Annotated in this window: 15 protein-coding genes and 1 pseudogene; 9 read left to right on the forward strand and 7 right to left on the reverse strand. The window is 65.1% G+C overall.

What is annotated here, in order from left to right; translation table 11 throughout:
* Positions 1 to 32: 32 nt before the first annotated feature.
* The gene (locus VPA02S_RS15800) at positions 33 to 1,589 is read right to left on the reverse strand and encodes an acetate--CoA ligase (RefSeq protein ID WP_062364743.1); all 1,557 of its coding nucleotides are present in this window, start codon (positions 1,587 to 1,589) and stop codon (positions 33 to 35) included.
* Between the two features lie 188 nt (positions 1,590 to 1,777).
* On the opposite strand from VPA02S_RS15800, the gene VPA02S_RS15805 reads away from it, so the two are divergent.
* Both VPA02S_RS15805 and VPA02S_RS15810 read left to right on the forward strand, forming a co-directional pair.
* Positions 1,778 to 2,557, forward strand: coding sequence for an IclR family transcriptional regulator (locus tag VPA02S_RS15805; protein WP_062364744.1), 780 nt, complete (start codon positions 1,778 to 1,780; stop codon positions 2,555 to 2,557).
* Positions 2,554 to 2,994 (forward strand): PaaI family thioesterase, encoded by a 441-nt coding sequence (locus VPA02S_RS15810; protein WP_062364745.1) that lies wholly within the window; start codon positions 2,554 to 2,556, stop codon positions 2,992 to 2,994. The genes VPA02S_RS15805 and VPA02S_RS15810 overlap by 4 nt, the downstream gene beginning before the upstream one ends.
* Before the next feature lies 1 nt (position 2,995).
* Here VPA02S_RS15810 and VPA02S_RS31730 read toward each other — a convergent pair.
* From VPA02S_RS31730 to VPA02S_RS15815, 3 genes and pseudogenes are all read right to left on the reverse strand, one after another.
* Positions 2,996 to 3,133, reverse strand: a pseudogene (locus VPA02S_RS31730) (SDR family oxidoreductase); the annotation flags it as partial.
* Between the two features lie 132 nt (positions 3,134 to 3,265).
* A complete protein-coding gene (locus tag VPA02S_RS32070; RefSeq protein ID WP_081247550.1) occupies positions 3,266 to 3,802 on the reverse strand; it encodes a DUF2274 domain-containing protein in 537 nt (178 codons plus the stop codon).
* A complete protein-coding gene (locus tag VPA02S_RS15815) occupies positions 3,687 to 5,195 on the reverse strand; it encodes a sigma-54 interaction domain-containing protein (protein WP_062365371.1) in 1,509 nt (502 codons plus the stop codon). The genes VPA02S_RS32070 and VPA02S_RS15815 overlap by 116 nt, the downstream gene beginning before the upstream one ends.
* A 256-nt stretch (positions 5,196 to 5,451) precedes the next feature.
* Here VPA02S_RS15815 and VPA02S_RS15820 point away from each other — a divergent pair, with 256 nt between their 5' ends.
* The 7 genes from VPA02S_RS15820 (at position 5,452) to VPA02S_RS15850 (ending at position 12,731) form a co-directional block, all read left to right on the forward strand.
* On the forward strand, positions 5,452 to 6,654 hold the full coding sequence (locus VPA02S_RS15820; protein ID WP_062364746.1) for a substrate-binding domain-containing protein: 1,203 nt from the start codon (positions 5,452 to 5,454) through the stop codon (positions 6,652 to 6,654).
* A 112-nt stretch (positions 6,655 to 6,766) separates the two neighbouring features.
* A complete protein-coding gene (locus VPA02S_RS15825; protein WP_062364747.1) occupies positions 6,767 to 8,260 on the forward strand; it encodes an extracellular catalytic domain type 2 short-chain-length polyhydroxyalkanoate depolymerase in 1,494 nt (497 codons plus the stop codon).
* Between the two features lie 20 nt (positions 8,261 to 8,280).
* Complete coding sequence (locus VPA02S_RS15830; protein WP_062364748.1) at positions 8,281 to 9,051, forward strand: ABC transporter ATP-binding protein; 771 nt, start codon at positions 8,281 to 8,283, stop codon at positions 9,049 to 9,051.
* On the forward strand, positions 9,048 to 9,782 hold the full coding sequence (locus VPA02S_RS15835; RefSeq protein WP_062364749.1) for an ABC transporter ATP-binding protein: 735 nt from the start codon (positions 9,048 to 9,050) through the stop codon (positions 9,780 to 9,782). Before VPA02S_RS15830 ends, VPA02S_RS15835 begins: the two co-directional genes overlap by 4 nt.
* A complete protein-coding gene (locus VPA02S_RS15840; protein WP_062364750.1) occupies positions 9,779 to 10,798 on the forward strand; it encodes a branched-chain amino acid ABC transporter permease in 1,020 nt (339 codons plus the stop codon). The genes VPA02S_RS15835 and VPA02S_RS15840 overlap by 4 nt, the downstream gene beginning before the upstream one ends.
* 11 nt (positions 10,799 to 10,809) lie before the next feature.
* Positions 10,810 to 11,880, forward strand: coding sequence for a branched-chain amino acid ABC transporter permease (locus VPA02S_RS15845; RefSeq protein ID WP_062364751.1), 1,071 nt, complete (start codon positions 10,810 to 10,812; stop codon positions 11,878 to 11,880).
* On the forward strand, positions 11,877 to 12,731 hold the full coding sequence (locus VPA02S_RS15850) for an alpha/beta fold hydrolase (RefSeq protein WP_062364752.1): 855 nt from the start codon (positions 11,877 to 11,879) through the stop codon (positions 12,729 to 12,731). The genes VPA02S_RS15845 and VPA02S_RS15850 overlap by 4 nt, the downstream gene beginning before the upstream one ends.
* 328 nt (positions 12,732 to 13,059) lie before the next feature.
* On the opposite strand, the gene VPA02S_RS15855 is transcribed toward VPA02S_RS15850, so the two are convergent.
* Genes VPA02S_RS15855 through VPA02S_RS15865 form a run of 3 tightly spaced genes read right to left on the reverse strand, consistent with a single transcriptional unit; the run spans position 13,060 to position 16,887 of the window.
* Positions 13,060 to 14,223, reverse strand: coding sequence for an ABC transporter substrate-binding protein (locus VPA02S_RS15855; protein ID WP_081247552.1), 1,164 nt, complete (start codon positions 14,221 to 14,223; stop codon positions 13,060 to 13,062).
* A 52-nt stretch (positions 14,224 to 14,275) separates the two neighbouring features.
* Complete coding sequence (locus VPA02S_RS15860) at positions 14,276 to 15,733, reverse strand: NAD-dependent succinate-semialdehyde dehydrogenase (protein WP_169804839.1); 1,458 nt, start codon at positions 15,731 to 15,733, stop codon at positions 14,276 to 14,278.
* Positions 15,733 to 16,887 carry an iron-containing alcohol dehydrogenase gene (locus VPA02S_RS15865; RefSeq protein WP_062364754.1) on the reverse strand — a complete coding sequence of 385 codons (1,155 nt, stop codon included), beginning with the start codon at positions 16,885 to 16,887 and terminating at the stop codon, positions 15,733 to 15,735. The genes VPA02S_RS15860 and VPA02S_RS15865 overlap by 1 nt, the downstream gene beginning before the upstream one ends.
* Positions 16,888 to 16,889: the final 2 nt, after the last annotated feature.

Genomic DNA, 16,889 nt, shown 5'->3' on the forward strand with positions numbered 1-16,889 from the left:
CTCCTGTTGATTGAAAGGAATGAAGGGGTGGGTCAGGAACTGGTCGCGGCGCTGGCGGCTTCCTGCTCGCGCAGCTTTTTGCGGTGGATCTTTCCGGCGGGCGTCTTCGGCAGCTCCGTGACGAAGCTCACCTGGCGCGGGTATTCGTGCTGGCTCAGGCGGGTGCGCACCGCGTCCTGGATCTCCTCGACGAATTTCTCTCCCGCGGGCCGGTCGGAAACGACGAACGCCTTGACGACCAAGCCGCGAAGCGCATCCGGTACGCCGATGGCTGCGGCCTCCTTGACGTCGGGGTGCTTGAGGATGGCGTCCTCGACCTCGACCGCGCCGATCGTCCAGCCTGCCGAGATGATCACGTCGTCGGCCCGGCCGCCGTGCCAGAAGTAGCCGTCCTCGTCGACCCGGCCCAGGTCCTTGGTGGGCACCCATTCGCCGCGGCGCCAGAGCTTCAGTTCGCCGGTCGCGCCGGGCGCGCAAGGCTTTCCGTCAGCGTCCTGCACCTGGACGCGAAGACCCGGAATCGGCTTTCCGAGCGATCCCGCCTTGACGGGAAAGTCCGGTGCGCCGGGGTAGGACACAAGGCACACGCCGATCTCGGTCGTGCCGTACATGCTGCAGGCCTTGTGGCCGAAGGTCGCCTCGATGAATGCGGCGGTTTCGCTGTCGATCGGCTCGCCGGTGAAGGACACCTTCTCGAGAAAGTAGCGATGCTTCGAGGCCGCGCCCGAGTTGCGCATCATCCGGTAGTGGGTCGCTGCGGCCGACAAGGTGTTGAAGCGATGCGCCTCCAGGGCCTGCAACAGCCGCTCGCCACTGAACTTGCCGGCATAGGCGCCGATCGTGACCCCCATCGCGAGCGGCGCCAGAGTCCCATGCCAGAGGCCGTGACCCCACGCCGGCGAAGACGGACACATGAACCGGTCACCAGGCCTCACGCCCGTTCCGTACAGCGCCGCGAGCATCAGGGTCACGATCGCGCGGTGCGTGTGCTTGACCGCATCGGGCAACTCCCTCGTGGTCCCGGAGGTGTACTGAAAGATGGCGAGGTCGTCCGCTCGCGTATGGACCTCGAAGGTGGGCGAGAAGCGGCCCAGTGAATCGAGGAATGCCTCGTCCGCCACGAGCACCTTCATCTCGTCGCCGGCGGGAACGACTTCCGACTTTTCGGCGTTGGTCACGACCAGGCGGGGCTTGCAGTCCTGCACCCGAAGGCGGATTCCATCCGGACCGAACAGCGTGAACATCGGGACGGCAATGGCTCCCATCTTCATCGCGCCGAAGATCGCCACGTAGAACGCCAGCGACGGCTCGAGCATCACGGCGACGCGGTCACCCGCCTTGACGCCCTCCTCGACCAGAAAGTGCGCGAACCGCGAGGAGGCCTCGGAAATCTGCCGGAAGCTGATCGATTCGTCGTCGCCCGCCGCACGGACGAGCACGACGGCTTCGCCCGCATCGACATGGCGATCGATGCACTCGTGCGCAATGTTCATGACCTGCGCATCGCCGTCGAAAAGCTCCCACAGTCCCGCCGCGCTGCAGTGGGCTTGCGCATCCGCGTAGGAGGTGTAGTGCGTCAGGTTCGTCATTGCCGTCTCTCGTCTTGCTTGCTGATGGAGAGACTTTGCGCGTCTGCCTGTTGATTGTCAATAGCGTCTATGAATTGTCTATATACAATCACAGATCGAGTGCTCCCCGCGAAGGCCATGTCGATCCGGGCGGAATGTGCACCCCGCAAAGCGTCGTATGCTTTGCAAAACTCGTGACCTCCTACCGTATGCCTGCTGCTGTTCCAGTCCCTCCCCCTGCCAACAAAGGGCCTCGCGTACGCCCCGTGCCCGCGGTTTCTCGCGCCCTGGCCATCCTCCAGTTGCTGGCCAGATCCCCCGAGCCGTTGACGCTCAAATCGATTTCGGAAGGCCTCGACCTGGTGACGAGCACGTGTCTGCACATCCTGCGTGTCCTGGTCGATGAAGGCATGGTCAAGGTCGAGCCGGGCACGAAGCGCTACAGCCTGGACGTCGGCGTGCTTTCCCTGGCACGCAGCGTGGCCGAGAACAATCCGTTCCCGGCGCGCATCCAGGCCGCGCTCGATCGGCTCTCCGAGGCGTGGAACGTCACCACGATCGGCGTCAAGGTCTCCGGAGTCGAGGACCTCGTGGTGCTTTCGCTAGCGCGCTCACGCGGTCCTTTTCGGCTCTATGTGGAGGTGGGCAGCCGCTTTCCCGCACTCACCAGCGCGACGGGACGGCTCGTCTCTGCCTACGCCGATCTGTCGGATGCGGAGTTGGCCCGCCGCTTCAAGACCCTGGCCTGGGAGAACCCTCCCGATCTTGAAACCTGGAAGAAGGAAGTGCGTGCGGCGCAACGCAAAGGATTCGCGATCGACCGCGGCAATTACATGAGCGGCATCACGGTGATTGCCGTTCCGATCTTCGACGCCCAGAAGCGCATGACGCACGCACTGGTCGCGCTCGGCGTGGCGGACCAGATGACAAGCGAGCGCACCAAGTCGCTGACCGTCGACCTGGTGCGAGAGGCAAAGGCATTGTCATGACCGGTGCCGAGCCCACAGGCAATCGCGATGATGTGATCGCCGCATTGCAGGACGCAGGCTGGCGGCAGCGCGCGCTTCGCGGCTTCGCAGAGCGCATGGGGCCCCTGTGGACCCGGAAGGAAGCCGAAGGGTGGGCGTACGGCATCCTGGCGACCCCGGACCATTTGAATCCAGGAGGATTTGTTCATGGAGGTGTGCTCTGCGCCCTCTTCGACCATGTCGTCAGCGCCGTTGCCTGGGAAGCGGTCGACCGCCGCGCATGCGTGACGGTTCAGCTCAACACACAGTTCCTCACGGCGGCTCGCGAGGGGCAATTTCTTGAAGCACGGGGTCGCGTTGTACGCGCGACGTCCACTCTGGTCTTCGTGGAAGCCACGCTGAGTTGTGGAGACGCGGAGTTGCTGCGGGGCTCCAGCGTGCAGAAGATCATGGGCTGAATTACGTCACACCATCGACCTTGATGTCGACGCTGGTCACGAATGAACTTTCGTCGGATGCGAGAAACAGTGCGACATGGGAAATTTCCTCCGGCTTGTCGACGGGCCAGCATCTTGCCGTGCATGCAATCCACCCACTCCTTGTCTTTGAGCTGTTCCTTCGTCTGGCTTTTTTCGATCACGCCGGGTGAATGGAACTGGCCTGCATGCCATGGCACGTCAAAACAGATTGCGGTCGCCTCCCACACCTGTAGTCCTTCGCATTCAAAACTCAAGTTGCTTCGGTCTCGACGGGAGGAAACTGACGCTCTCTCGAAGTATCGCGTCGACGTTCACTGCTGCGGAAGGCCTTGAACCCCCGATCCCGCGCAATGAACGCGGCGAGCATGTGCGGAACCAGCGCCACCGCTCCGACTGGCCCATGCATGCGGCCATATACCTCGGCATAAGCTCCGGCAGAAGCATTTACCGAATGTCTGAGGGAAATACTGGAAAAGCGTCGGCTCAGGCGATATTCGAAAGAGGAAGCGGCGCTGTCCAAAACGGGAAAACGTGCTTGGCAATCCCGAGCACGGAGTTGGATCAGTTCGGCGCGTCCAATGCCAATGGCCTGCCCCGAATTACCAGCCAAGAGCCAACCGAGACCCGGCGAGATTGGCCACCGAGGAGCAAGAAAAGTTGCAGCGCAATGTTCATGTGCCTTCTGCCTCGCCCCCTGCCGCGAGTTTCTCGTACAACGCCGCACGAGAGATGCCGAGCAGCCGCGCGGCGGCAGCCTTGTTGCCCTTAGTGGCGGCAAGGGCCACATGAATGCTCTGAGCCTGCGCCTCCGCGATTGCCTGATGAAGCGGCTTGACCGCTGCTCCAGTGCATGCGCTGGAGACGGCGGGAGGCGCGGAGTCGTTGCCCGGCACGACATCGCCAGCATGTCCACGTGGCACAGGCTGCCCCGGCTTGGCTGCCGCTTGAAGCAGCCGCACGAAGTGCGCTGCCTCGAGCACGAGGTCGTCGGTCATCAGCGACGCCTGCTCCAGCACGTTGCGCAACTCGCGCACATTCCCCGGCCACGGCCGGCTTGCCAACAACTCCATGGCATCGGGTCCGACCGCCCTCGGTGCCAGCGCGCTCCGGCGTGCGATGTCTTCCGACAACGCGTCCACCAAGTCCGGCAGGTCTTCCAACCGCTCGCGCAACGGCGGCAGGCGGATCGGCATCACGTTGAGCCGGTAGTAGAGATCTGCGCGGAAACGCCCGTCCTCCACCATCGCCTCGAGATCGCGGCTCGTTGCGGAGACGATGCGCACATCGACCCGCTCCACGCGATTGCTGCCGAGAGGCTCGATCTCCTGCTCCTGCAAGACCCGGAGCAGCTTGCTCTGCAGTGCCATCGGCATGTCGCCAATCTCGTCGAGGAACAGCGTGCCGCCATCGGCCAACTTGAACTTGCCATCGCGCCCTTTGCGATCGGCACCCGTGTAGGCCCCCGGCGCCACGCCGAAGAACTCGGCCTCTAGCAGCGTGTCTGGGATGGCGGCGATGTTGACACTGACGAAGCGACCGGCGGACCGCCGGCTCGCGGCGTGCACGGCATGCGCAAGAAGCTCCTTGCCCGTGCCCGTCTCGCCAAGAAGCAGCACCGTGGTGTCGGTGACAGCGACGCGCCGCACTTGGCGCTTCACCTCTGCGACCGCGGCACTGCTGCCAACGAAACTTGCGAGGGAATACTTCGGACGCCGCTCGGCCGCCAGTCGGCGCCGAGTGTCCTCGAGTTCGCACTGCAGATCGACAAGCTTGCCGATCAGCGGCTGCATTGCCCCATCCGGCTGATCAGCGAGCACCAGAGACACCCCGCCAATCACGTTGCCCTGCTCGTTGCGCAGGGGCAGCCGGCTGACGAGGAAGGCGCCATACTGGTTGGTCAACAGATCGACGACCACAGGTGTGCCTGTGTCAATCACCTTGCCCATGAGCGAGTTGGGCACGACTTCCTCGATCCGTCGGCCGAGGACGCCGGAGTCTGCGAACGGCCCGAGCGCGATGAAGCGTCGGTAGCCCTCGTTGAACCAGACGATGCGGTGCTCTCGGTCCAGCACGATCATTCCCATCACCGCTTCGGCAAACGTGGCAAACATGCGCTGCGCGGCGAGCTGGAGCACACCGCCAGGGTCGAGCGCGTCAGTGGAGTCGAGATCGGGCGTCATGGCGTCCGTCAAGTGTAAGCGCGGGCTGCCGTCTGCTTGCCATGTTGACCACACAGTCGCACCACCGTCCGCCCAACAAGACAGTTGTCTGGTTTCACGACCACCCAGACATGGCCGTATGTCAACCGCTCAGGACAGCACGACGGCCTCTTGGAGTCGCGCTGGAATGCACTCCCTCGCAGCCACGGCACTTTCAGCTGGTGGCATAGGCCTTGCAATCCATCGAACGGTTTGACCATAACTCAAGGAGACTTCCATGCCATCGAACACGCGCCGCCATGTGGCCGCGGTTGCCATCGCCGCGCTGCTGCCAAGCCTTTTTTCGCCAGCTTCCGCCCAGGCACCAAAGGAAATCCGGATCGCGCAGATCCACAGCCTCACTGGGCCGCTGGAGGCCTACGGCAAGCAGGCACAGACTGGCTTCCAACTGGGCCTTGAATACGCCACTGGCGGCACCATGGCCGTGGCCGGCCGCAAGCTCGTAGTGATCGAGCGCGACGACCAAGGCAAGCCCGACGTGGGCAAGAACTTGCTGGCCGCCGCCTACTCCGACGACAAAGCCGACATCGCGGTCGGCGCCACGTCGTCCGCCGTCGCGTTGGCCATGCTGCCGGTGGCGGAAGAATTCAAGAAGGTCTTCCTCGTCGAGACGGCGGTTGCCGACTCCATCACCGGCGAGCGCTGGAACAAATACGTCTTCCGCACCGCGCGCAACAGCTCGCAGGACGCGATCGCCAACGCCGTTGCGCTGGACAAAGACAACGTCCACATCGCCACGCTGGCGCAAGACTATGCATTCGGCCGCGACGGCATCAAGGCCTTTAAGGAGGCGCTGAAGAAGTCCCGTATCGTGCAAGAGGAATACCTGCCGATGACGACCACCGACTTCACTGCCGGCGCCCAGCGCATCATCCAGGCACTCAAGGACAAGCCCGGCCGCAAGATCATTTACGTCTACTGGGCCGGTGCGGGCAATCCCCTGAAGATCGCGGACATGGACCTCAAGCGCTACGGCATCGAGATCGCGGCGGGCGGCAACACACTCCAGGCAATGGTGGCCTACAAGCCGCTGGCTGGCATGGAAGGCGCAAGCTATTACTACTTCGGCCTGCCGAAGAACAAGGTCAACGATTGGTTGGTGTCCAACCACTACAGCCGCTACAAGGCTCCGCCGGACTTCTTCACGACCGACGGGTTCAATGCCGCTGTCGCGGTGGTCGAGGCACTCAAGCGCACCAACGGCGACACCAGCACCGGGAAGCTGATCGCCGCGATGGAGGGCATGAGTTTCGATTCGCCCAAGGGCACGATTTCGCTGCGCAAGGAAGACCACCAGGCAATGCAGCCGATGTACCACACGCGCATCAAGGACGACCCCGCGTTCGCCTGGGGCGTGCCGGAGTTGATCCGGGAAATCAAGCCCGAAGAGATGAGCATCCCGATCCGCAACCAGCGATAAGCGCTTTGCAAGAGGCGCCCCCGGCGCTTCTGAACCACCCCATTCGCAGGAACGGGCCCGGCCCGTAGGCGCATGCGGCATCGGCAAAAAACAAATAGTTAGGAGACTTGCAATGAAAGTTCACGCGCTTCTTGGCTTGGCCATGGCCATCTCGGCCCTGGCTACATCATCCCCGGCTCAAGCGGTTGTGGCCGCGCTCCCGTCCTTCAACGTAGACACCAGCCAGACCACGGTTTCCGGCATGTCCTCGGGTGGCTACATGGCCAGCCAGCTGGGCTATGCCTTCTCGGCCACCTTCAAGGGCGTTGGCGTGTTCACCGGTGGTCCGTACAGCTGCGGTGGGCACTATCCCGCCAGCAACTGCATGAGCAACGCCGTGGTCAGCGCCAGCATGATCAACACGATGCAGGCCGACATCAACAACTGGAGCGGCACGAGCATCGACGACAAGATCAATGTCACCAACCAGAAGGTTTTCCTGTGGGTAGGCAACAGTGACACGACTGTCGGCCCTAACGAGATGAACGCGGTCAAAACGTTGTACCAGAACAATGGCGTGGCGGCGGCCAACCTCGACTACATCAAGCGCGACAACACCGCCCATGTGATGCCAACCGATTTCGATGCGACGGGCAACAGCGCTTGCAACAACTCGGCCTCACCCTACATCAGCAACTGCGGCTTCGACGGAGCCAAGGCGGCGCTTAGCAAGTTCTACGGCGCGCTGAACGCGCGCAACGATGCGCCCTCGGCGGGCAACTATATCGAGTTCGACCAGAGCGTATTCATCAACAGCAATCCGGGCATGGCCGCCAACGGCTGGCTCTATGTACCGGCCAACTGCAGGGCAGGCGCCGTCTGCAAGCTCCATGTGGTCCTGCATGGCTGCGCGCAGAACTACGCCACTATCGGCGACAAGTACCTCAAGAGCACCGGCTATGCCCGTTGGGCCGATACCAACAGCATCATCGTGCTGTTTCCGCAGACCAAGAACGACGGCACCTATCGCACGACGGCGGCCAGCGGCTGGCTCGCCAACACCGGCGGCTGCTGGGACTGGCTCGGCTGGTACGGTTCGAACTTTGCGCAGAAGGCGGGCACGCAGATGTCCGCGATCAAGGCGATGGTGGACAAAGTGTCTGCAGGCGCAAGCGGCGGCGGCACGCTGCCCGCGCCGGTGGGTGTCAACACCTCGAACGCAAGCGCCAGCAGCATGACGATCGGTTGGGCCCTGGTCACTGGCGCCAGCGGCTACAGGGTCTACCGCGGCGGCGCCCTGGTCACCGCCTCGCCGGTCGCAGCCAGCCCTTACAACGACAGCGGTCTGTCTGCGGACACCACCTACAGCTGGACTGTGCGCGCCGTCGATGCCAACGGCGCCGAAGGCGCGGCCTCCGAACCCGCTTCGGGGACGACCACCCGCAGCGATGCCAGCTGCTACACGGCCTCCAACTTTGCCCACACGATGGCCGCCCGTGCCTATGCGAGCTACGGCTATGCCTTTGCTTACGGTTCCCAGCAGAACCTGGGCCTGTGGAGCAGCACGGTCATCACCACGCTGAAGCGGACCGGTTCCGGCTACTACGTGGTCGGTACCTGTCCTTGATCTGACCTGATAGAAGAACCATGCTTGAAACCAAGAATCTAACGATTCGCTTCGGCGGACACGTGGCGGTCAACGCCGTGTCCTGCAGCTTCGCACCGGGCACGCTGACCGCCATCGTCGGCCCCAATGGCGCCGGCAAGACGACCTATTTCAACCTGATCTCCGGCCAGTTGCCGGCCACCGAAGGCGAGGTGTGGCTGGACGGCGAGGACGTGAGCCGCTTGCCCGCACCGCTGCGCGCGCGGCGCGGGCTGGGCCGCGCTTTCCAACTCACACAACTGTTCCCGCATCTCACCGCGCAGGAGAACGTGCGACTCGCAGTGCAGGCGCGCGAGTCGGGCCGCCACGGCGGCGGCTTCGACCTCGCGCGCGTGTGGCTGGACAGGCGTGCCTGGATCGAGGAGGCGCAGTCCCTCCTTGAGACGGTGCGTCTGCTCGACAAGGCCAACGTGCTCGCCAGCACGCTGGCCCACGGCGACCAGCGCAAGCTCGAGGTCGCGCTCCTGATCGCCCTCGATCCCAAGGTCTATATGTTCGACGAGCCGACGGCGGGGATGAGCGTGGACGAAGTACCGGTGATCCTGGACCTCGTGCGGCAGCTCAAGCAGCGACGCGATTGCGCGGTCCTGCTGGTGGAACACAAGATGGACGTGGTGCGCGAGTTGGCCGACCGCGTCATCGTCCTGCACAACGGACAGTTGGCGGCACAAGGCGAGCCCAGTGCCGTGATGGCGTCGGCCGTCGTTCAACAAGCCTATCTCGGCGTCGTGCCACAGGAGCAGCTCGCATGACCGCCTTGCTGCATTTGAAGGAAGTCCACACGCACATCGGTGCCTATCACATCCTCCACGGCGTGAACCTGGAGGTGCAAGAGGGCGAAGTCACCATGCTCCTGGGCCGCAATGGTGCCGGCAAGACCACCACGCTGCGAACGATCCTGGGACTTTGGCGTGCCTCGCGCGGCGCGTTGCACTTCCGCGGCGCGCCGATCGGGGCACTGGCCACACCGGAGATCGCGCGGCTCGGCATTGCCTATGTGCCGGAAAACATGGGAATCTTCGCCGACCTGACGGTCAAGGAGAACCTCTTGCTCGCGGCGCGAGCGGCAGCCACCGCCGACGCGTTGGACAAAGCGCGTCTGGAGTGGGTCCTTTCGCTCTTTGCCGCACTGAAGAAGTTCTGGCTTTACCCGGCAGGAAAGCTCTCGGGTGGCCAGAAGCAGATGCTCGCGATCGCGCGCGCGATCATCGAGCCGCGCGATCTGCTGCTGATCGACGAGCCCAGCAAGGGGCTTGCGCCTGCGATGGTTCAGAACCTGATTGCTGCATTCGCCGAGCTGAAGCGGCAGCGCACGACGGTGCTGCTCGTGGAGCAGAACTTCGCAATGGCTAAGGCCATTGGCGACCACGTCGCCGTGATGGACAACGGGCGCATCGTGCACACGGGCGCGATGTCCGACCTGGCCGACAACGAAGCGCTGCAGCAGCGGCTGCTCGGTCTTTCTTTAGGAGTACACCAATGACCACCGCCACTTTACCCACGCCTTCGGCCGCAGTGCCGCAGGCGCGCTTCGACCTGCGGCCTCTGGCCCTGCTTGCATCACTGGCGGCCCTGGCGCTCCCTGCGGTCGGCCACCCCGGCACCTGGGTGACGCTGACCGTCGCCGGCCTGGCGATGGGCATGATCATTTTCCTCGTCGCGTCCGGCCTCACGCTGGTGTTCGGGCTGATGGATGTCCTGAACTTCGGTCACGGCGTGTTCATCGCCTTGGGTGCTTATGTCGCCATGACTACCATGCTGGCTCTGGGCGCCTGGGTCGGCAGCGAATCGCTGTGGCTGAACGCTGCCGCAGTGCTCGCCGCAATGCTCGCCGCCGCGGCAATCGTGGCGGTCTCCGGGCTCGTCTTCGAGCGGCTGCTGGTGCGCCCCGTCTACGGCATGCCGCTCAGGCAGATTCTGGTCACCATGGGCGGCCTGATCATCGGCGAGGAACTGATCAAGGTATTCTGGGGGCCCGACCAGCTGGCCGTGCCGCTGCCGCAGGCGCTGCGCGGTTCTTTCTCGTTCGGCGATGCGTCGGTCGAGAAGTACCGGCTGCTGGCGGTCGCTGTCGGCAGCCTCGTCTTCGCGGCGATGTTGTGGGTGCTGACCCGCACCAAGGTGGGCCTGCTCGTCCGTGCCGGCGTACAGGACCGCGAGATGGTCGAGGCGCTGGGCTACCGGATCCGGCGGCTCTTCATCGGCGTATTCGCCGCCGGTTCGGCACTGGCGGGCCTGGGTGGGGCGCTTTGGGCGCTGTACCAGCAGAGCGTCGTGCCGCAGATCGGCACTCAGGTGAACGTGCTGATCTTCACCGTCATCATCATCGGTGGACTCGGATCCACGTTCGGCTGCTTCGTGGGTGCCCTGATGGTGGGCCTGGTCGCCAACTACACCGGCTTTCTGATGCCCAAGCTCGCCCTCTTCTCCACCATCGCGCTGATGGTGGCCGTGCTGCTGTGGCGGCCGAACGGCCTCTATCCCGTCGGGCAGCATTGAGCGCAAGCACCATGATCAACCGACTGCTCTCCCACGACATGCCGCGCAGCCGCTTGCTTGCGCTCGCGCTGGTGCTCATTGCCCTCGCGCTGACTTTCGCGCCGTTGCTCTTTCCCGGCCACAAGGCGCTGGGCGTCGCCGCCAAGGCGCTCGTATTTATTCTGCTGGTGGCGAGCTACGACTTGCTGCTCGGCTATACCGGTGTGGTGAGTTTCGCGCACACCATGTTCTTCGGCATTGGCGCCTACGGCGTGGCGATCGCCAGCAGCCGCCTCGGCGCCGGCGCGAGTTCGATGCTCGTCGGGCTCGGGGCGGCGTTGTTGCTCTCGCTGCTGCTGTCACTGGCCATTGGCCTCTTCAGCCTGCGGGTGAAGGCGATCTTCTTCGCGATGATCACGCTGGCGGTTGCATCGGGCTTCCTGACGCTGGCCTCGCAGCTGAGCCACATCACGGGCGGTGAGGACGGGGTCAGCTTCCGCACCCCCGAATGGTTGTCTCCCTCGTTCGAACTCTTCGAGCAGCCGCTGCTCGGCGTGACGGTCGACGGGCGCGTGCTCACCTATTACCTCTTGCTCGTCGTGGTCGCGGCGAGCTTCCTCGCCCTCCTGCGCATCGTCAATTCGCCTTTCGGCCGCGTGCTGCAGGCCATCCGAGAGAACGACTTCCGGGCGGAGGCGCTCGGCTTCCGCACGGTGGCGTACCGCACCGTGTCAAACGTGCTCTCGGCGTTGTTCGCGACGCTCGCCGGCGCGCTGCTCGCGCTGTGGCTGCGCTACACCGGGCCGGACACCACGCTGTCCTTCGAGATCATGCTCGACGTGCTGCTCATCGTCGTGATCGGCGGCATGGGAACGATGTACGGCGCGGTGGTGGGCGCGGCGCTGTTCGTGCTGGCGCAGAACTACCTGCAGGATTTACTGAAGCTCGGCGGTTCGGTGCTGAGCGGGCTGCCGCTCCTGCCCCAGTTCGTATCACCGGACCGCTGGCTGCTGTGGCTGGGGATCCTGTTCGTGCTGTCCGTGTACCATTTCCCGAGCGGCATCGTTGGCCGGCTGCGCATGTCGCGGAGATCCGAGCCATGACGCCGACATCGCACTACCTCCGCTGCGAAGGGCGCGAACTGCATTACACCGAGTGGGCCGGGCCGAACGCTGCGAGCGACGCGGTGATCGCCTGGCACGGCTTCGCTCGTACGGGCCGCGACATGGACGACATCGCCGCGCAGCTGGCGCAACGCTACCGTGTGATCTGCCCCGACACGATCGGACGCGGCCTGTCGCAATGGAGCCCGGACCCTGCGAATGAATACACGTTGCCGTTCTATGTGCGGCTGGCCGCCTCGCTCGTCGACCAGCTTGGGCTGCCGCATTTCCACTGGCTCGGCACCTCGATGGGCGGTGCGATCGGCATCCTGGCCGCCGCCACGTCGCTCAGAGGCCGGCTGCGCCGGATGGTGATCAACGACATCGGCCCGTGTCCGGCTCCTGAGGCCGTCCAGCGCATCCTCACCTATGCCAGCCGACCGCCGACGTTCGGCAACGTGAGCGAACTCGAAGCGTACTTCCGCACTGTCTATGCGCCGTACGGTCACCTCTCTGAGGCGCAGTGGCGACGCCTCACAGAAACCTCGGTGCGCCGGTTGCCCGACGGCCGCGTCACGCCGCACTACGACCCGGCCATCTCGATGCAGTTGCAGTCAAGCAGTCCGGAAGGGCTGTGGCCAGCATGGGACAGCCTCGATCTGCCCGTGCTTTGCCTGCGTGGCGCGCACTCGGACCTTTTGCTGCCGGATGCTGCGGAGCAGATGCGCACGCGCGGACCGCTCGCGGTGGTGGTCGAGATCCAGGGATGCGGCCACGCGCCTGCGTTGAACACGCCGGAGCAGTTTGCGTTGGTCGAACGCTTCCTGGCCGGAGATGCGCGATTGCCGTAGGCTGCTCAGCCCAAAGGGGCTGGGTGCCATCGGGCCGCGCGGCAAGGGCGCAAGATGCCGCTGTTGTGGCTTCCTGCACCAGCACGGCCGCCGGGTTCCGGCATGGTTCGGGTTTTCTTGCTGACATACACACGTTGCTGATCGTTCCGCCCCCCGCGATCTGGTCGGTAGAGGCGGACGGCAGCAGCGGTGAACGAATCGCCGCACTCGCCACAGTCTGTACGGCCGCCGGACTGATCTACAGGCAGCGCTGCATGTGCATCTCGCACAATCCCGTCCGCACCGAATGCATCGCCGGGCGCAATCTCGTCAGCGCCTCGCCCCACCCTTAGCGCAGCACGGTGCCGCCAGCGCCCAGCAGCGTCACTTCCACAAAGGATGGGCCCAGGTGGCTCGAGGCGGTGTACCGGTAGTCGAGCTCTTCAAGGCTCTGGAGCTCGAAGCCTTCGAGTGCACGCACGTAGCCCTCGCGCGTGAGATTGCGGCCGGCGCGCCGTAAGCCTTCCACAATCACCCGGCCGGTCATGAAGCCCTCCAGGGCTTCGTAAGACAGGGCGTCCCCGCTGCCATGCCGGGCCATCACAGAGCGGAAGTTGCGCGCGGCGCGCGACGGGCCGCGTGGATGCGGCATCACCTGCGTGATCGCGATGCCGCGGACGTCGGTCTCTAGCAGCTCGGACAGTTTGGGCACCGATGTGACCGAGAGGACCCAGGGTGAAGGCAGCGCCGCCCGTGCTTGCGCCCTGTACTGCTTCATCAAGTCGGCCACCGTGCTCGGCGACGTGAACAGCAGCACGGCTTGGGGCGCAGCCTTCACGACCGTCGCGGCCATGCCCCGGCCCTCCCAGTTCTCCGCGGGGTGCGGAACGTCCGCCACCAACTGCGCTTGGAACCGCTGCGCCGCCTTCTGTGCAGCGGCCAGAGTGCTCATGCCGAACGCGTTGTCCTGGTAAACCACCGCCATGCGGCGTATGCCGATCGTCGAGAGATGCTCCACCATCTTCTCGACCTCATTGGAATAGGCCGTGCGGGTGTGGAAGAGGTAGCGGTTGTACACCCGAGCGCCGTCGGCGCCAGTCAGTGCCCCCACCGCCGGCAGCCGATACTCCTCGAGCAGCGGCATCGCGGCCAGCGTGATGCCGCTGCCGCCGATGCAAGCGAGTCCGAATACATCCGCACCCTGCCCGAACGCACGGACGTTCGCGAGTGCCCTGTCGATGACGTAGTTGTCCTCCCGGCGCACCACCGAGAGCTGGCGGCCATGCATGCCGCCTTGCGCATTCACTTGCGCGAAGCAAGCGAGCAGCCCGTCGGTATAGTTTCGGTAGAGGCTGCCCCAGACACTGTCAAAGCCGATGGTCTGACCGAACACCACCTTGTTGTCATAGACGCCTGGTTCGCTGCCGCGTGCAGCCACGATCCACGGCGCCGCGGCTGCCGCGGCTGCCGCGGCTGCCGCGGCACAGAATGCTCGTCTCCGGACGGGGGTCATTCGTGTCGCCTGTGACTGATCGACGCACTCTTTCGAGAGAACCTGCCGCGGCTCAGACCCCACCGTGGCAGACGTACTTGGTTTCGAGGTACTCGTCGAGTCCGTACTTCGAACCCTCGCGCCCGACTCCCGACTCCTTGATGCCGCCAAACGGTGCTACCTCGTTGGAGATCAGACCCTCGTTGACGCCGACCATGCCGTACTCCAGCCGCTCGGCGACACGCCAGGCTCGGCGCACGTCGCGCGTGTAGAAGTAGGCCGCGAGACCGAAGGGCGTGTCATTGGCGAGCTGCACCGCCTCATCGTCGCTCGCGAACCGCATCAACGGTGCGACCGGCCCGAAGATCTCCTCGCGCACCACGGCCATCTCGCTCGTTACGTCAGCCAGGACCGTCGGCATGTAGAAGTTGCCCCCCAAGGCGTGCACAACACCGCCCGCGAGCACGCGTGCGCCCTGGCTTCGCGCCTCGTCGACCAGGCGACTGACTTTGGCCAGCGCGCGGCCATCGATCAGCGGCCCGATTTGCACCCCCGGCTCGACGCCGGCGCCGACCTTCAACTGCTCCACCGCACGAACCAGCCGCTCGGCGAAGGCATCGAACACGGCCTCATGCACCAGGAACCGGTTGGCGCAGACACAGGTCTGGCCCGCGTTGCGGTACTTGGAAGCGATCGCGCCCTGCACGGCGAGGTCCAGGTCGGCGTCGTCGAACACGATGAAAGGCGCGTTGCCGCCCAATTCCATCGAAACGCGCTTGACGGTGGTGGCACATTTGGCCATCAGCAGCTTGCCGACGGGCGTGGAGCCGGTGAACGAAAGCTTGCGCACGACCGGGCTGGCCGTGAGCGCTCCTCCGACAAGCGCCGGCCTCGCGGTGGTGACAACGTTGAGCACGCCGGCCGGAATGCCGGCACGCTGCGCCAGTTCGGCCAGCGCGAGGGCCGACAACGGCGTCGCCTCTGCCGGTTTCACGACCGAGGTGCAACCAGCGGCCAGTGCAGGCGCAACCTTGCGCGTGATCATCGCGATGGGGAAGTTCCACGGTGTGATGGCCGCGGTGACACCCACACCCTGCTTCATCACCATCAGACGACGGTCAGCGGTCGGTGCCGGAATCAGGTCGCCGTAGGCGCGCTTGCCCTCTTCCGCGAACCATTCGATGAACGAGGCGCCGTACCGCACCTCGCCCAGCGCTTCGGCGAGCGACTTGCCCTGCTCCAGCGTCATGAGCAGCGCGAGGTCCTGTTCCGCCACAAGCACGAGATCGTGCCAGCGGCGCAGCAAGGCGCTGCGCTCCTTCGCTGGCCGCGCCCGCCAGGCGGGCAGCGCGGCCTGGGCCGCGGCGATCGCGCGTTCGGTGTCAGCGGCGTCCATGTCGGGAACGGCCGCGATCGTTTCGCCGTTCGCCGGGTTGCGCACCTCGTGCGATGCCCCGTCCCGCGCGGCGACCCACTCGCCGCCGATGAACGCCAGGCGCTTCAGCAACGCCGTATCTTTCAACTGCACCATCAGAAAGCCTCTTCGTAGAGCGCGAGCGCGTCGGCAAGCGCCACGTCGCGCGGGTTGTTAACCAGCAGGCGCTGGACCTTGAGTGCGTCCTCCGCCAGCATCGGCAGGTCGCTGCGGTCTACGCCGACAGAGCGCAGGTTCTGCTCGAACGGCATCACAGCCACCAGCGCCGCCATGGCATCGACGAACGCCCGGGCGCCTTCGATGGGACCTTGGCCGGGCCGCGCCGTGCCGATGGCTTCGCCGAGCTGCGCGTAGAGCGGCGCCGCATGCTCCAGGTTGAAGCGCAGCACCGGCCGCAGCACCAGCGCGTTCGACAGGCCATGCGGCACGTGAAAATGGCCGCCCAGCGGATACGCCAGCGCATGCACCGCCGCCACTGGCGCGTTCGCGAACGCCATACCCGCCAGCAGCGAGCCAAGCAGCATGTGTTCGCGCGCCGTGCCGTTGCGCGGGTCTTCGAGCACCTTGCGCTGGTTGGCATACAGCAGCGCCAAAGCCTTGAGTGCCAGCGCATCCGACACCGGGTTCTTCTTGTGGCGCGAGGTGAAGGCCTCGATCGCGTGCACCATGGCATCGATTCCCGTCATTGCCGTCAGGCGGGGCGGCAGGCCCAACGTGAGGTGGCTGTCGAGCAGCGCGAAGTCAGGGTAGAGCATGGGAGAGACCACGCCCTTCTTCTCGGATGTCGGGGTGGTGACGATCGCGATTGGCGTCACTTCGGAGCCGGTCCCGGCGGTGGTCGGCACCTGCACAAGCGGCAGGCGCGGCCCCTGCGCCAGGCCGATGCCGTAGATGTCATGCAGCGCCGCCGGCGTCCGCGCCAGCAAGGCCACGAGCTTGGCGGTGTCCATCGAACTGCCGCCGCCGAAGCCCACGACGCCGTCGGCGCCCGCTTCGCGGGCGGCCAGCACGGCGGCGAGTACCCGCTCCTCGGGCGGATCGGGCAGCACGTCGGAATAAACGGTGGCGGCGATTCCCGCAGCCCTCAGGCTTTCCAGCGCGGGTGCCAGCAGACCAGCCTGCAGCAAGGGCTGGTCGGTGATGATGAAGAAATGGCGCACGCCGAGCCCGCGGGCGAGTTCGCCGAGGCGGCCAGAGCCACCCTGCTCGCAGACGATGCGCGGCGTGGTTTCGAAATTGAATCCGGTCATAT

The sequence above is a fragment of the Variovorax paradoxus NBRC 15149 genome (assembly GCF_001591365.1).
Classification (GTDB): domain Bacteria; phylum Pseudomonadota; class Gammaproteobacteria; order Burkholderiales; family Burkholderiaceae_C; genus Variovorax; species Variovorax paradoxus.

Coding starts and splice junctions, on each gene's coding strand:
- VPA02S_RS15800 (WP_062364743.1), bottom strand. CDS start 1,589: ATGACGAACCTGACGCACTACACCTCCTACGCGGATGCGCAAGCCCAC.
- VPA02S_RS15805 (WP_062364744.1), top strand. CDS start 1,778: ATGCCTGCTGCTGTTCCAGTCCCTCCCCCTGCCAACAAAGGGCCTCGC.
- VPA02S_RS15810 (WP_062364745.1), top strand. CDS start 2,554: ATGACCGGTGCCGAGCCCACAGGCAATCGCGATGATGTGATCGCCGCA.
- VPA02S_RS32070 (WP_081247550.1), bottom strand. CDS start 3,802: ATGTGGCCCTTGCCGCCACTAAGGGCAACAAGGCTGCCGCCGCGCGGC.
- VPA02S_RS15815 (WP_062365371.1), bottom strand. CDS start 5,195: ATGACGCCCGATCTCGACTCCACTGACGCGCTCGACCCTGGCGGTGTG.
- VPA02S_RS15820 (WP_062364746.1), top strand. CDS start 5,452: ATGCCATCGAACACGCGCCGCCATGTGGCCGCGGTTGCCATCGCCGCG.
- VPA02S_RS15825 (WP_062364747.1), top strand. CDS start 6,767: ATGAAAGTTCACGCGCTTCTTGGCTTGGCCATGGCCATCTCGGCCCTG.
- VPA02S_RS15830 (WP_062364748.1), top strand. CDS start 8,281: ATGCTTGAAACCAAGAATCTAACGATTCGCTTCGGCGGACACGTGGCG.
- VPA02S_RS15835 (WP_062364749.1), top strand. CDS start 9,048: ATGACCGCCTTGCTGCATTTGAAGGAAGTCCACACGCACATCGGTGCC.
- VPA02S_RS15840 (WP_062364750.1), top strand. CDS start 9,779: ATGACCACCGCCACTTTACCCACGCCTTCGGCCGCAGTGCCGCAGGCG.
- VPA02S_RS15845 (WP_062364751.1), top strand. CDS start 10,810: ATGATCAACCGACTGCTCTCCCACGACATGCCGCGCAGCCGCTTGCTT.
- VPA02S_RS15850 (WP_062364752.1), top strand. CDS start 11,877: ATGACGCCGACATCGCACTACCTCCGCTGCGAAGGGCGCGAACTGCAT.
- VPA02S_RS15855 (WP_081247552.1), bottom strand. CDS start 14,223: ATGACCCCCGTCCGGAGACGAGCATTCTGTGCCGCGGCAGCCGCGGCA.
- VPA02S_RS15860 (WP_169804839.1), bottom strand. CDS start 15,733: ATGGTGCAGTTGAAAGATACGGCGTTGCTGAAGCGCCTGGCGTTCATC.
- VPA02S_RS15865 (WP_062364754.1), bottom strand. CDS start 16,887: ATGACCGGATTCAATTTCGAAACCACGCCGCGCATCGTCTGCGAGCAG.